The organism is Sediminibacillus albus (genome assembly GCF_900101125.1).
Lineage (GTDB): Bacteria > Bacillota > Bacilli > Bacillales > Amphibacillaceae > Sediminibacillus > Sediminibacillus albus.
In genome coordinates this window covers 316,170-329,227 of the sequence record NZ_FNFL01000002.1, presented here as the reverse complement: position 1 = coordinate 329,227, position 13,058 = coordinate 316,170, and the positions used below count along the sequence as shown (strand labels likewise).

Annotated in this window: 15 protein-coding genes; 7 read left to right on the top strand and 8 right to left on the bottom strand. The window is 40.8% G+C overall.

The features are described from left to right. The first annotated feature begins 450 nt into the window (after positions 1 to 450). The 3 genes from BLR93_RS07660 to BLR93_RS07655 all read left to right on the top strand — a co-directional run bounded on the left by BLR93_RS07660 (position 451) and on the right by BLR93_RS07655 (position 1,509). Positions 451 to 888, top strand: coding sequence for an NAD(P)-binding domain-containing protein (locus tag BLR93_RS07660; RefSeq protein WP_093212928.1), 438 nt, complete (start codon positions 451 to 453; stop codon positions 886 to 888). 100 nt (positions 889 to 988) lie between these two features. Continuing rightward, positions 989 to 1,279 carry a hypothetical protein gene (locus tag BLR93_RS17750; RefSeq protein WP_139184403.1) on the top strand — a complete coding sequence of 97 codons (291 nt, stop codon included), beginning with the start codon at positions 989 to 991 and terminating at the stop codon, positions 1,277 to 1,279. 23 nt (positions 1,280 to 1,302) lie between these two features. After that, on the top strand, positions 1,303 to 1,509 hold the full coding sequence (locus tag BLR93_RS07655) for a hypothetical protein (protein WP_093212926.1): 207 nt from the start codon (positions 1,303 to 1,305) through the stop codon (positions 1,507 to 1,509). A gap of 330 nt (positions 1,510 to 1,839) precedes the next feature. Here BLR93_RS07655 and BLR93_RS07650 read toward each other — a convergent pair whose 3' ends face one another. The 3 genes from BLR93_RS07650 to BLR93_RS07640 all read right to left on the bottom strand — a co-directional run bounded on the left by BLR93_RS07650 (position 1,840) and on the right by BLR93_RS07640 (position 4,207). After that, a complete protein-coding gene (locus BLR93_RS07650; RefSeq protein WP_093212924.1) occupies positions 1,840 to 2,685 on the bottom strand; it encodes an aldo/keto reductase in 846 nt (281 codons plus the stop codon). A gap of 96 nt (positions 2,686 to 2,781) precedes the next feature. Beyond that, positions 2,782 to 3,573: an SDR family oxidoreductase gene (locus BLR93_RS07645; RefSeq protein ID WP_093212923.1), complete on the bottom strand. Its 792-nt coding sequence runs from the start codon at positions 3,571 to 3,573 to the stop codon at positions 2,782 to 2,784. 181 nt (positions 3,574 to 3,754) lie between these two features. Continuing rightward, positions 3,755 to 4,207, bottom strand: coding sequence for an IDEAL domain-containing protein (locus BLR93_RS07640; RefSeq protein WP_093212921.1), 453 nt, complete (start codon positions 4,205 to 4,207; stop codon positions 3,755 to 3,757). 259 nt (positions 4,208 to 4,466) lie between these two features. On the opposite strand from BLR93_RS07640, the gene BLR93_RS07635 reads away from it, so the two are divergent. The 4 genes from BLR93_RS07635 to BLR93_RS07620 all read left to right on the top strand — a co-directional run bounded on the left by BLR93_RS07635 (position 4,467) and on the right by BLR93_RS07620 (position 8,069). Continuing rightward, a complete protein-coding gene (locus BLR93_RS07635; protein WP_093212919.1) occupies positions 4,467 to 5,522 on the top strand; it encodes an aromatic acid exporter family protein in 1,056 nt (351 codons plus the stop codon). Positions 5,523 to 5,650: 128 nt separating this feature from the next. Then, complete coding sequence (pxpB, locus tag BLR93_RS07630; protein ID WP_093212917.1) at positions 5,651 to 6,352, top strand: 5-oxoprolinase subunit PxpB; 702 nt, start codon at positions 5,651 to 5,653, stop codon at positions 6,350 to 6,352. Continuing rightward, positions 6,343 to 7,305 carry a 5-oxoprolinase subunit C family protein gene (locus BLR93_RS07625; protein ID WP_175559290.1) on the top strand — a complete coding sequence of 321 codons (963 nt, stop codon included), beginning with the start codon at positions 6,343 to 6,345 and terminating at the stop codon, positions 7,303 to 7,305. Before pxpB ends, BLR93_RS07625 begins: the two co-directional genes overlap by 10 nt. A gap of 2 nt (positions 7,306 to 7,307) precedes the next feature. After that, a complete protein-coding gene (locus BLR93_RS07620; protein WP_093212913.1) occupies positions 7,308 to 8,069 on the top strand; it encodes a LamB/YcsF family protein in 762 nt (253 codons plus the stop codon). Positions 8,070 to 8,133: 64 nt separating this feature from the next. On the opposite strand, the gene BLR93_RS07615 is transcribed toward BLR93_RS07620, so the two are convergent. From BLR93_RS07615 to BLR93_RS07595, 5 genes are all read right to left on the bottom strand, one after another. Further along, positions 8,134 to 8,883 (bottom strand): SurA N-terminal domain-containing protein, encoded by a 750-nt coding sequence (locus tag BLR93_RS07615; RefSeq protein WP_093212911.1) that lies wholly within the window; start codon positions 8,881 to 8,883, stop codon positions 8,134 to 8,136. A 259-nt stretch (positions 8,884 to 9,142) separates the two neighbouring features. Next, on the bottom strand, positions 9,143 to 10,486 hold the full coding sequence (locus tag BLR93_RS07610; protein ID WP_093212909.1) for a GH1 family beta-glucosidase: 1,344 nt from the start codon (positions 10,484 to 10,486) through the stop codon (positions 9,143 to 9,145). A gap of 106 nt (positions 10,487 to 10,592) precedes the next feature. Next, positions 10,593 to 11,198 carry a YesL family protein gene (locus BLR93_RS07605; RefSeq protein ID WP_093212907.1) on the bottom strand — a complete coding sequence of 202 codons (606 nt, stop codon included), beginning with the start codon at positions 11,196 to 11,198 and terminating at the stop codon, positions 10,593 to 10,595. A 1-nt stretch (position 11,199) separates the two neighbouring features. Next, a complete protein-coding gene (locus tag BLR93_RS07600) occupies positions 11,200 to 12,240 on the bottom strand; it encodes a LacI family DNA-binding transcriptional regulator (protein WP_093212905.1) in 1,041 nt (346 codons plus the stop codon). Positions 12,241 to 12,275: 35 nt separating this feature from the next. Further along, positions 12,276 to 13,058 carry a carbohydrate ABC transporter permease gene (locus BLR93_RS07595; RefSeq protein WP_425440930.1) on the bottom strand — a complete coding sequence of 261 codons (783 nt, stop codon included), beginning with the start codon at positions 13,056 to 13,058 and terminating at the stop codon, positions 12,276 to 12,278.

Below are 13,058 nucleotides of genomic sequence, written 5' to 3'. Positions count from 1 at the left end.
TCTTATTCCCTGAAATATTTCATTAATATTATTTAAAAACATACGCATCAGAGCTTACCATTTTTTCAACGGAGCAACGAAAAGTGCTAGATAAACAAATATAACACCCAGAAAGCCTCCTCATTGAGATTAACATTCAATCATCACTATATCACTTGCATCCGGTTGAAAGAAATCCAAAAGAGAGAATGAAGTAAATGAATTTACTCTACTATCATAATTGGATAAACCTAAATCTATTCTATCAATCTATTATTTAAGTTGCGTGATATTCATTCTTAATTTAGCTTGCGTTTGCTTCAAAAAACATCTCGCGATCTATTTTACATTGATGGTTAATAATGCAGAAATGTTTTATCCCTTGTTAATCAATTTTTTTTGATGTATTATGGATATATCAAAAAAAATTGATTAAATGAATGGAGGATTTTATGATTCCTATGACAGTTGATGTACCACATATTTAAATATTATGAACAAACATTTAAAGCATTATCTGATGAAAAGAGGCTGCATATCCTATATTTATTGGCAGAATTACCAATTGTCGTTATCGGTTCAGGCCCGGTAGGACTCGCAGCTGCTGCCCATTTAAATAAATATAATCAACCATTTCTTATTTTAGAGAAAGGCTCTAAGATAGTAAGTAACATTCTTGAGTGGAGAAACGTCCAATTATTTTCCCATGGGAATTCAATATGGATGAGGCTGCCAAACAGTTATTACAAAAGACTGATTGGGTTGAACCTAAAGCTGATAAATTGGCCAACGGGTAAGGAGCTGGTGGAGGAATACTTAGAACCATTAGCCAATCATCCACAGATAAAGGAAAGGATTCTTTATCAAGCTGAAATTTTGAATATCACCAAGAAGAACTGGATAAAATGAAATCCCATTCCTGTGAACAAAAGCCTTTCATTATTTATGTAAAACTTAATGGGAACATGGAAAAAATAGCCACGAAAGCTGTAATTGATGTAACTGGAACTTGGATAACCCTAATCCTCCATTTGCTGATGGGGTGTGGATTAATCAAGAGCTAAAAAGGAATTTGTACACACATATTTCCAATATAGTTGAAGAGGAGAAAACTTTTAAAAACAAGCATGTAGCTGTTATTGGTATTGTTGCCCACCTTGCGGGGGATGAGGAAGAAGCTAGAAAAGTAAAATTGAAATTACCAGAAACAGGGGTTTGTCGAGTGGGGCCCTCTGCCACACCTTTAGAAATAGATGGTTTAAATACAGCAAGTAATTGTTGTAGAACGAGTTGTAACTAAAAAAGGGGAAAGGGGATGTTTACATGATCATTAATCATGGTGGAGTCTTGCGGAAAGAGTATTTTGTTTCCTACATGAATTTAATTAGGAATGCTATGGAATGCTCTATCGAAAAAGCAAGAGATATTACTTTTCAACGATTATTTAGAAATAATGTAAAGACACTAGGCGAAACAAGCTATGAAGAATTCCTTCTGGCCTACGAGGAGTTACAGAAATCAAATTATTGATTGTTTTTCTTAATAAACCAACCCTCAACGAACACAAGCTATCATACAATTTGTTGATGATAGCTTCTCTGTACGTAAAATAAGTAACAAAAAATGCGCAATTTAAATAATAAATCGATAACCAATCCCTTTTCAATGTCTGGCAAATTGGGTTGTAATAAATTTTTTGTATATTGTTCATCTATAATTCCCGGTTAGTTTAAGAGCAATCATTCATCTACTTTCCGGAAAAATATAGTAAATCAGCTAATCGACCAAGAAAGTCTCCGTTTCAGGAAGCACCGGAGGTTTTACATTTTAGCCCAAAAAAATAATTGCTTTATCATTTATTTATTTTCCGATTTCCGCTGCCTGCAATAGCAGCTGCTCATCAACTTCCTTATCCAGTAATTCTATTTGTCTCTGAAGCTTCGCTGCATTTTTGGCTCCGATCAATACTGAATTAATCGCTTTGTTGCTATACAAAAACTGGAGAGCAAGGCTATGTAGCTGCTCCCTGTCATGGTTGGCTAAGGAAAGCAACTGTTCCAACTTCGGTTTATATGGCGTGTGTTCACCGTGCAGTTCCGCAGATTGTTCTGTCAGAAGTGTTCCTGCCAGGCCTCCCCGAATGAGGACGCCGATCCCCTTTTCATTCGCTAGCGTGATATTGCTTTCATTTTGCTGGTTTAGCAAATTATACTCCATTTGAACGACATCAAAATCATTGGATAAAATCAATTTTTCGGCATCATCCCCATCAATAGAAGCTCCCAAAAACTGAATTTTACCTTCATTTTGCGCTTCCTTGATTGCTTGCAATGCTTCCCCTTCGCTAAGGATTTTCTCCGTTTCGGCTCCGAAATGGATGTGCATGATATCTATTGTGTCCGTTTTGAGTTGGAGCAGGCTCTTGTCGATCGATTGCTTAATTGCCTGGTATGAGTATTCCTTATATGTATAGCGCTTCCCATATCTACAAGATATCATATATTCATCCCGGCGATCAGCTATTGTTCGTCCAATCCATTCATTGGCATCAGAGAAAGCGCTTGCTATATCAATCAAATTTATGCCATTATCAAGCACTTCATGGAGGAAGCTGCCGTCCATTGCAATCGGTGAAGCACCGAGACCAAAAAAGGTCGGACTAGCATCCATTTTTGTAATAAATCGCTTGTGCAAGGCTTTTTCCATTCGAAAGACATCCTTTCTGTTCCTTGTTCTTTCACATTATACTACACAATTCTTCCCTTTTTGGAAATTTTTATCACAAATATTTTAATACCATAATTACAGTGCCTTAACTAAGCCGCCATCAACCAACAGGGATTGTCCCGTGATATACGTATTTGCACCAGAACCAAGAAACACAACTGCTTTAGCAAATTCTTCCGGTGTACCCGACCGGCCGAATGGAATTGCCTGCACTGCTTCTGCCTTTACTTGGTCAAGGGGGATACCGCTCTTATCCGCCTTCTTTTGATTAAGCTCCGTGACCCTCCCCGTTTCAATTCGGCCTGGTCCGATTGTATTTATCAGAATGTTATCAGAAGCGAGTTCTTGCGATAAACTTTTCGCCAATCCAGCAATCCCTGGTCGCATCGTGTTCGATAGAACAAGGTTGTCCAAGGTTTGTTTAATAGAAGATGAAGCTATATTGACAATACGGCCGCTTTGCTGTTTTTTCATATAAGGAACTACTTCGCGAATAGATCTGATAAAGCTAAGTAAATTAAGTTCAAATGCATGCTGCCAATCTTCATCTGAAAAATCAAGAAAGCTCCCCGCAGGAGGGCCTCCGGCATTATTAACAAGCACGTCTATGGAGCCCGTCCAAGCCGCTGCTTTGTCGGCCATATTCCGAATATCCGCTGGCTCTTTCATATTACAAACAACAAAATCGACGTGGGGATTTCCAGTTTGCTGCTTAATTTCTGCAACTACTGCTTTTAACGTACTATGGTCTCGGCTGGAAATCAGCACATTGGCTCCTTCACGGGCAAATTCCATAGCACTAGCTTTCCCGATTCCTTTACTGGACGCAGTTACTGCAACTGTTTTTCCTGATAAATGAAGATCCAATATTCCTCTCTCCTTTGAAATAACTTTCTTGTATGTTATACCTTTTTATATAGACAATCAAGAAATGGAAAAAAGCCAATTTTCCTGTATAGGATAAGTGGCCTTTTATATGCTAATATACGATTTATTCAAATATAGATGGGCGATTGCAGTTACTTTAAAAGTTCATGTACTAGGTAAACTAGTTTGATTTCTCGAATTCATTGATAAGTGTATTGGTGAATCTCTCAAATTCACCTTTATCGCCGGCTTCCAAAGCCTTGTCTATCAACCTTTTTAAGTTTTCTTTCTCCAATTGTTCAATGATTGACTCTGCTTCATCCATAATTTGTGGAGATTTCAGTAAGTAAGGATGTATGATTGTGTTAAGTTGTGTTAAAAAGTCTTTCAACCGAATTAAGTCGGAAAGCGGCAGGCGATTGTATTCCTTCCCTTTTTGGAAAACAAATACGTCATCTTCGTTTTCTACTTTGCGTGTTTCACGGTTCACTCTTATTTCACGTGCCTCCAATGGCACAAATTGATAAACTTTGTCGTCCAGCAACAGTGAAAAATATTGATATGCCAATACCACCCTTATACAATCGCGCTCTTCTTTAATATAGTAAGGTTTGAATCTTTTAACAGACAGCATACAAACACCCCCTTGGATTGTTGGACCCCTAATGGCTTCACCTGATGTAGTTAAAATATTATATGACAGCGGTGTTGAAAAAGTGAAACGTTCATCGTGGATTTAGAAACATATTTAATGATTATTATTAATAATACCATATTATGATAACGCTTTCATTAAATATTTATGTTATCGGACGAGCAGCCTTGCTGCTGCATTGGTAGTCCTTCCTTTTAGTGATATACTTTACTTAATATGGTTGTAAGGGTGCATTCTAATGAAAAAATTTAAAGTCCTCGGCGGAAGAATTGTCAAAACGGGAATTGCCGTCTTTTTAACATCATTGATTTGCCAATTGCTGAATTGGCCGGCTGTATTTGCAGTGATTACCGCGATTGTAACGATTGAACCAACAGCTGCTGACTCTATTAAAAAAGGGTTGATCCGTTTACCCGCCTCTGCTATCGGCTCGGCGTACGCGGTATTATTTATCTTTCTATTCGGAAACTCTCCAATTACCTATACAGCTGCAGCTGTATTTACCATTGTTACCTGTTTCCGTTTGAAGCTGCATTCCGGCTTACTTGTAGCAACACTGACATCTGTTGCTATGATAGAAGTTATTCACAGCAATTACCTTATCTCTTTCTTCATTCGCCTTGGAACTACCTCCATCGGACTGCTAGTTTCTACGGCAGTGAATATGTTTGTATATCCTCCCAATTATTCCAGCCTTATCCTTAAAAATATACACTCGCTGGCTAGAACAACCGGCATAGAATTGGAAAATATTTTAAAAGCTACACTAAACGGCCAAAAACCAAAGGAGAAGCTAATTCGGGATACATTTTCTCAATTGAAAAGGCGACTCGATAAAACAGAAATGCTCATACGTTTCCAAAAAGAGGAATCAAAATATCACCGTTTCGATGAACAAGCAAAAAGAGTCTTTTTAAGTGAGCAGGAAAAACTGGCAGCTCTAAGGCTTATTCACTATCATATCGGGAATCTAATCAATACGCCGTTGGATACATTGCTGTGGAGCACAGAAGAAAAAGAAAAAGTGTTGGAAACTGTTGAGTGCTTGGCTGCTGCCTTAAAAAATTCCGATAAATTCAATCCGGAGGAACACCGCAGACAAATCCAAGCTCTAATGGCCCAGTTTTGGAAAAGCAAAAAAGAGGCTGCCAAACCCGATAGCACGGATCATCCAACCTTTTTCACTTCTGAAATCATTATCCTGTATGAACTATTGTCAATTTACAACCTAGTAGAAGACTTACTGAAGGAGGAGGCAACAAGCGAGGATATGCCTTCCCCATCCAACAGCTGATCATAACAGCAGGCAGCGACCGACCACCTGCTGTTTATTCCTGATTTCCCCAGACAAGTCCTCTTTCTTAACCTATTTTGCCTATTTGCGTTACACTATCAAAAAGACTGTTTATAGAAGGTGAAACGATGAATAATTTGGCATTTTTTCCATTAAGTGAAAACGCGATAATGATCGACTATGGAGAAGAAATCAGACCGGAAATCAATAAACGCATCCACCAGCTTTCGTCTGCTATTTCAGCAAAGCCCTTTCCCGGCTTCATCGAGTCTGTTCCGGCCTATACTACCTTAACTGTTTATTACAATCCCCTTGCTATTAATAGCAGGCAGCCATATGAGCAGGCTTGTTTCTATATCGAAAAATACCTCCCATTTATACAGGAACAAAGCCTTGAGTCAAGAACCGTCCATCTCCCTGTTTGTTATGATGAAGAATTCGCTCTCGACTTGGCTGAAGTAGCCGACCGTAATAACCTGTCTGTAAAGGAAGTTATCAAGCTTCATACGAATCAGGAGTATTATGTGTATTTTATCGGCTTCGCACCTGGGTTTCCTTTTCTTGGCGGATTGGATCCATCCATAGCAGCCCCCCGCAGACGGACCCCGCGCAGGAAGACACCCGCCGGTTCTGTCGGTATTGCCGGACGGCAAACGGGGGTATACCCATTAGACATTCCAGGTGGATGGCAAATAATCGGCCGTACGCCAAAGCGCCTTTTAAACTTACAAAACAGCCAGCCGGCATTGCTGCAGCCTGGAGATCAAGTCAGATTTCAAGCTATATCTAAACAAGCGTTTCTTTCATGGGAGGAGAAATCATGGCATTAAGAATTATTGAAGCAGGATTACAAACATCTATTCAGGACAGCGGCCGCCATGGTTTTCAATCTTCAGGCTTTTCCATCAGCGGCGTTCTGGACTCCTGGGCGGCACAGCTAGCAAATATCACTGTTAACAACCGGCCAGGCGAGGCAGTCCTGGAAATGAGCTATGTCGGTCCCAGCATCACTTTCGAAGCGGATATGGTGATAGCCTTAACAGGGGCAGATATGGCGGCAAAAATAGACGGCAGGCCTATCGCTTTAGGAAAGCCGATACCCGTAACCACAGGGGAAACACTTCAACTGCGCACAGCACGCAAGGGATTGCATTGTTACCTTTCAGTAAAAGGGGGACTTAATGTGCCGAGTTTCTTAGGTTCCAAAAGTGCCTCATTAAAGGACAATCTAGGCGGCGATTTTACGGGAAGACTGCGGGTCGGGGATTCCATTCCAATTCATACGCCCTTAAAGAGCAAACCTTTTTCCTGGCAGCTCAGCCCGGAGTTGTTTGCCTATATTAATAAGAATGAAAAGAAGATTCGTTTTTTGCAAGGCAGGCAAATAGATTGGTTTTCACAAGAAGCAATTAGCCGTTTTACTTCTACTCCCTATAAGTCTTCACCGCAATCCAATCGGATGGGATACCAATTACAAGGATTGCCGTTAACAACTAACAAAAGTAAGGACTTAACCACCGAAGCCGCTGCCTTTGGCACCATTCAAGTTCCACCAGATGGACAGCCGATCGTTTTAATGGCAGAAAGTCAGCCGACAGGTGGTTACCCAAAAATCGGCCAAATCATCCAAGATGACCTTCCTGTTTTAAGCCAGGCAGCACCTGGTCAGCCTATACTATTCCAAACTGCAAGTTTAGCGGAAGCACAAAGGGAATTAGTAAGGAATAAACACTCTTTAACCGCTTTACGACTATTTACCGAAATGAAATGGAAGGAGTTTTAAGCATGTTCACTGCCGATTTAAACTGTGATATGGGGGAAAGCTATGGTCCGTATACCTTAGGTAGTGATAAACAGCTGATCCCCTTTATATCATCGGCCAATATTGCTTGCGGTTATCATGCTGGTGATCCACAAATCATGGAAGAAACCGTCAAACTGGCTATTGATAACCAGGTGAAAATCGGGGCCCACCCCGGGTTTCCAGACTTAAACGGATTTGGCAGGCGCTTTTTGCAAGTTACCCCGAAACAAGCCTACCAAATGGTTATTTATCAAATAGGCGCATTGAGCGGGTTTGTACATGCAGCCAAAGCTTCTCTTTCCCATGTGAAACCCCATGGCGCTCTCTACAATATAGCTGCACAAGACAAGGAAATTGCCAGGGCTATTGCACAGGCAATAGCTGATTATAATCCGGACCTCACTCTCTATGGTCTGGCAAATAGTGAGCTGACAAAAGCAGGTGAACGAATCGGATTAAAAGTGGCGCATGAGGTTTTTGCTGATCGAACATACCAGGATGACGGCTCCCTAACCCCGCGTGACCAGCCGCATGCATTGCTGCCCGATGAACAGTCAGCGGTCATTCAGGTAATCGATATGTTGAAAACCGGTACGGTCGCCACGGTTCAGGGAGCACGGATTCCAATCAAAGCTGACACCATTTGCATCCATGGGGATAGCCCCTATGCCGCTGCCTTTGTCCGTAGGATCCATCAACGGTTTGCAGAAGAAGGCATTCATTTGAACAAAAACAATAGTTAAGCAATTTTTCCAATGCTAAAAAAGCCCAGGCATCTGCATGAGCCTGGGCTTTTTTAGCTATCGCTTAAATTCTTGTTTCTACTTCACTTTCCTCTTTCAATTGTGCCAATAGCTTAGTTATTTCTTCGTTTTGTTTTTGCTGTACGAGAATATCTTTTATTTTATCTTTAGCTTCTTCAAACTTCGGTAAATCATCTCTTTGGCTGGAAAGTTCATCATAATATTGTTGTACCTCTTCATCAGACACCTTTGTTTCCGGAATTTCATTTTGCAAGTACATTTGCATTTTCACTTCCTTGGCAAGCGACTTTCTAATAGACTCTTCCGTATCACCATTTTTTTCTAAGGATGTCTGGAACTTTTCCTCACTTTCAAACTGCGATTTATACTGTTCAAATGATTGGTCGACTTTTTCTTCAGGAGCTTCAATCTCCTGTTTCGCAATTTCTTGCATGACAAGCTTCTGGTTGACAAGCATATCAACGGTTTTCTTTTTCACTAGTTCTTTATCATCGGTTTTTTGTCCGCTCTGCTGCAGGCTGTAGATTGTTTGCGGAAGTACCTTATTGTACTCTTTTCCTTTTATTTCTTCCCCATTAACAACAGCTACTACTTCGCCCTCGTCCACTTGTTGTTCTTCTAACTGCTTTTGCTGTTCCTTCTGCTGCTTAGCTAACTCCTCTTGCGCTTCTTGGTTTGCTTCTTGATTTTGGTTTGCTTCCTTGTTGCTTCCTTCAGCATTTTCCTTATCATCGCTGCATGCTGCTAATATACTTATCAAAACCATCATTATTAGTAAAGTAATTTTCTTCATAATGCCAGCCTCATTTCTTTAATATTCTTCCCCCTTTATACATCCTTTTCTTTCAGGATGCAAGCAACCCCACAAGCGAAGTATTGGCAATTGCGCCCGGGCCAGGGTTTACGGAGATTATTACAAGTTGTTTACAATCCTATCTATTTATGGAAGAGGGGGATGACCGGAGAGGAAGGTTCCGTGGGAGAAGAAGGTGGATGATTAGCAAAAAAACCGCCGCCCGGTAAAGGGGAGGCGGTCCGAAGCTTATAACGGCTTACACTTCCAGCCAGGAATTTCCGATTACCTTTTGGTACCAGAAGAAGCTTTCTTTTTTTGTGCGTTCCAATGTACGATAGTTGACATGGACGATGCCAAAACGTTTACTGTAACCTTCAGCCCATTCAAAGTTATCGAGCAGGGACCAGGTGATATAGCCTTTTATATTTACGCCAGATTTGAGACTGCGTGCAACAGCAGCGATATGTCCTTTTAAGTAATCGATCCTTCGTTGGTCATTGACAGTTCCATCTTCGACCCCGTCATTGATACAGATGCCATTTTCGGTAATATAGATCGGTATTTCTCCATATTTATCAGCAATAAACGTGAGAACATTATAAAATCCTTCCGCATTGATGAACCAGCCGATATCGGTTTTTTTATAACCCATGTCGACACTTTCAACTTCAAGCATTCCGCCTTGCGGATTATGCCTTCCAACATTCGATTCATAATAATTAATGCCGATAAAGTCTACCGGCTGTTTAATCCACTCCATATCGCCATCCTTGATCTGCAAAGGAGCCTGATTAGCTGCAAACCAATCAACCATGAATGCCGGGTAAGTCCCTGTAAAAATGGGGTCCAAAAACCAATCAACCATCCAGCCCATCCCTCGGCGGCAGGCCTCTACGTCTTCCTGATCACGGCTGTATGGTTCCAGCCAAGTCACATTTGGTGCAAAGCCTATTTTTCCGGGAATGTCCAAATCTCTAAATCTCGCAACCGCTTTGCCATGAGCCAGTAATAAATGGTGGGAAATATTAACCGCCAGGGCGAGGTCCTGGTTTCCTGGCGCATGAGCACCGATGAAATTAGAAAGAAAGGAAACACACCACGGTTCATTAATTGTTAACCACGACTTTATCTTCCCGGAGAACTCCTTAAATATTAACTCTGAATAAGCCACAAACGCTTCCACCGTTTCGCGGTTATCCCAGCCGCCCTTGTCTTGCAAAACCTGCGGCAAATCCCAATGATAGAGTGTACACATCGGTTCAATTCCATTTTCCAGCAGTTTGTCTACCATACGGTGATAAAATGCTAAACCTTCTTTGTTTACCTTGCCAGTTCCTTCTGGAAAGATTCTCGGCCAGGAAACAGAAAACCGGTAAACGTTAACCCCTAGTTCTTTCATCAAGGCAATATCCTCTTCATATCGATGATAGCTGTCACAAGCAACATCACCATTATCCCCATTGAGAACTTTTCCAGGGGTATGGGAAAATGTGTCCCAAATCGACGGTCCCCTGCCCCCTTGACGGACCGCTCCTTCAATTTGGTAAGCAGCTGTAGCAACCCCCCATTTGAAATCTTCCGGAAATTGAATATATGCCATTGTAATTCCCCCTTATGATTAAGAAAGGCTATTCCTCCCCCCTGCAGCAGTTCATGTTGGCTTAGTATTCGATTAGCAAGTTGGCAGAGACAGCCCTATCCCTTTGTTATTCGGTTACTGGTTGGTTAATTTGGTCAGTAAGTCTATGGAAAATCTGGTACATGATAAATGCTTGCAGGCTCCCAGCGATGAGCAGGAAAAATGGAAAAAAGTAAACAATCGTCAGGACGCCAGCTATGATGGCAAGGTAGGACAAAGTGTGAAAGATTTTGCTGATGGAAAGAAAAAGTGCATTTTTTAACGTATGTAAAATCGACAGCTCATAGTTTACCATCATGAAAAACACATAGATAACCGTAAAAAAGTAGAGCATACCGGCAAAAATCAGCAGAGCCAGTAAAAACATACTGCCCTTAAATGAAACATGCAAAAGGATAACAGCATCCATATATATAACCGCCCCTGCTGCTATCGAGATTAGCCCAATGACAAAACTCTTTCTGAAGTTCTCTTTAAATTTATCTATATAAAGAGTAAAAACACCTGCTTCAATTCCCGATGCCGTCCATTTTCTGGCCACTGCAAACAATGCTGTAGTCGCTGGAAAAATAGTGACAATCAGCAAACAGCTAACCATCCAAATAACATTCAATAATAAAAAGTGGGTGAAAATATCCATCACTCGCATAAAGGTATTTTCTGATTTTTGCATGCTAGCTCCCCTTTATAGACAGTTTTTCAGACACTAATGCTGACGAACCTCTGATTACCAGCTCTGGATCTACAAGGATAGAACTTGGCTCTGCATTGCCATTAATTAAATCATGCAGCATATAAGCTGCCAGCTTTCCGATTTTTTCCTTATCCTGCTTTACTGTACTTAGAGTGGGGTCGCTGTAACGGCAAGCTTCAATATCATCACAGCCAAGCAGCTTGATATCCTCAGGAACACGGAGACCCGCCTCTTTAATGGCTTTCAAAGCACCCAATGCCATCATATCCGAAGCAGCAAATACTGCTTTCGGATAAGGACGATCGGTAAGCATTGCCTGCATTGCTTCATACCCACTATCCTCAAAGTAATTTCCATACTTGATCCACTCTTCATTTATTTTGATTCCGAACTGGTTCATACTATGGATAAAACCGTCTTTACGAATGTTAGATATTACCGAATCTCTTTGCCCGCCAATAAAAGCGATATCTTTTACGGAATGTAAATAAAAATATTCCACAACTTTTGCTGCAACTTTGCTATTATCTGTTGTCACATAACTGGACTGGGGTCCGGTCAATTCAATATCGACTCCTACACAGGGCACCGTGCTTTGGTCAAGCTCATAGACAGAGTCTTCGATATGTTCACCCGCGACAACAATGCATCCATCCAACTGAAAATGTTTACATCTTGCTAGATAATCCTCTTTATTTTTGCTAAATTGATTGTTGGAAAACACAAGAATATCATAGCCCAGCTGGCCGATTGTTTTGCGGAAGGCATTGATTACCTGGTTGAAGAAGGGATGGTTGAAATCCACATCTACTTCACCCGCATATATAAGCCCAATTAAATTCGATTTCTTTGTAGCTAGTGACTTTGCCGAAAAACTAGGCTGATAACCTGTTTCTTCAATTATCTTCATAACTTTCTCTTTTGTTTTATAGCCAATGCTTCCTGTATTATTGATGATTTTAGAGACCGTGCCAGGAGAGACATCAGCCATCTTGGCAATATCCTTGATTGTCAGTTTCATTAATAATCCCTCAGTCTTTTTGATATACTATTGTTTTAGCTCTTTACTGCTCCTTGTGTCAAGCTTTGGATGAACAACCTGTTAAACAGCAGGAAGATGATAATTAGCGGAACTGTTGCCCAGAAAGTACCAGATAAAATCATGCCATTATCCCGGACATAATTATCAATTAAATTCCTAAGCGCTATTTGAATAGTATAAGAGGATTCATCACGGAGTACGACCAGCGGCCATAAGAAATCATTCCACATATACATAAACTTAATAATAGCCAATGTAGCAAATGCCGGAATGATAACAGGCACCGTGATGTTCCAATAAATTCTGAAGTTGGAGCAACCGTCTATTTTTGCCGCATCCATTAATTCATCAGGGACATTGCTGCTAATATACTGTCTCATCCAAAAGATGCCGAAAGCGTCGATCATCCCCGGGATAATGATTGCTTTCAAGTCATTGACCCAGTCAAGTTTGGTTATAATATAATATTGCGGGATTAATCCCAGCTGCGGCGGCACCATCATGGTTACCAGCAGAAATACAAACAATACGTTTTTGCCTTTGAATTGAAACTTGGCAAACGAAAAGCCTGCGAGTGAACACAAAAACAGAACACCTAACGTTGTCAACGTTGACACGATCAAGGAATTCCACATAGCCCCGAAGAAGTCAATATTACTTAACACATTTTGAAAGTTTGTTACCAATTCTTTTCCCGGGATAAACGCAGGAGGAACAGAGTTAATTGCACTATTATGGTTGGTCGCCATTACAAACATCCAATAAAACGGGAAAATAGATAGAATGGCGGCAATCAT

Bases quoted from the DNA above. Each gene is read 5' to 3' on its own strand.
- BLR93_RS07660 (WP_093212928.1), top strand. From the start codon at position 451: ATGTACCACATATTTAAATATTATGAACAAACATTTAAAGCATTATCT.
- BLR93_RS07655 (WP_093212926.1), top strand. From the start codon at position 1,303: ATGATCATTAATCATGGTGGAGTCTTGCGGAAAGAGTATTTTGTTTCC.
- BLR93_RS07650 (WP_093212924.1), bottom strand. From the start codon at position 2,685: ATGGAAAAAGCCTTGCACAAGCGATTTATTACAAAAATGGATGCTAGT.
- BLR93_RS07640 (WP_093212921.1), bottom strand. From the start codon at position 4,207: ATGCTGTCTGTTAAAAGATTCAAACCTTACTATATTAAAGAAGAGCGC.
- BLR93_RS07635 (WP_093212919.1), top strand. From the start codon at position 4,467: ATGAAAAAATTTAAAGTCCTCGGCGGAAGAATTGTCAAAACGGGAATT.
- pxpB (WP_093212917.1), top strand. From the start codon at position 5,651: ATGAATAATTTGGCATTTTTTCCATTAAGTGAAAACGCGATAATGATC.
- BLR93_RS07625 (WP_175559290.1), top strand. From the start codon at position 6,343: ATGGCATTAAGAATTATTGAAGCAGGATTACAAACATCTATTCAGGAC.
- BLR93_RS07620 (WP_093212913.1), top strand. From the start codon at position 7,308: ATGTTCACTGCCGATTTAAACTGTGATATGGGGGAAAGCTATGGTCCG.
- BLR93_RS07615 (WP_093212911.1), bottom strand. From the start codon at position 8,883: ATGAAGAAAATTACTTTACTAATAATGATGGTTTTGATAAGTATATTA.
- BLR93_RS07610 (WP_093212909.1), bottom strand. From the start codon at position 10,486: ATGGCATATATTCAATTTCCGGAAGATTTCAAATGGGGGGTTGCTACA.
- BLR93_RS07605 (WP_093212907.1), bottom strand. From the start codon at position 11,198: ATGCAAAAATCAGAAAATACCTTTATGCGAGTGATGGATATTTTCACC.
- BLR93_RS07600 (WP_093212905.1), bottom strand. From the start codon at position 12,240: ATGAAACTGACAATCAAGGATATTGCCAAGATGGCTGATGTCTCTCCT.
- BLR93_RS07595 (WP_425440930.1), bottom strand. From the start codon at position 13,058: ATGATTGCCGCCATTCTATCTATTTTCCCGTTTTATTGGATGTTTGTA.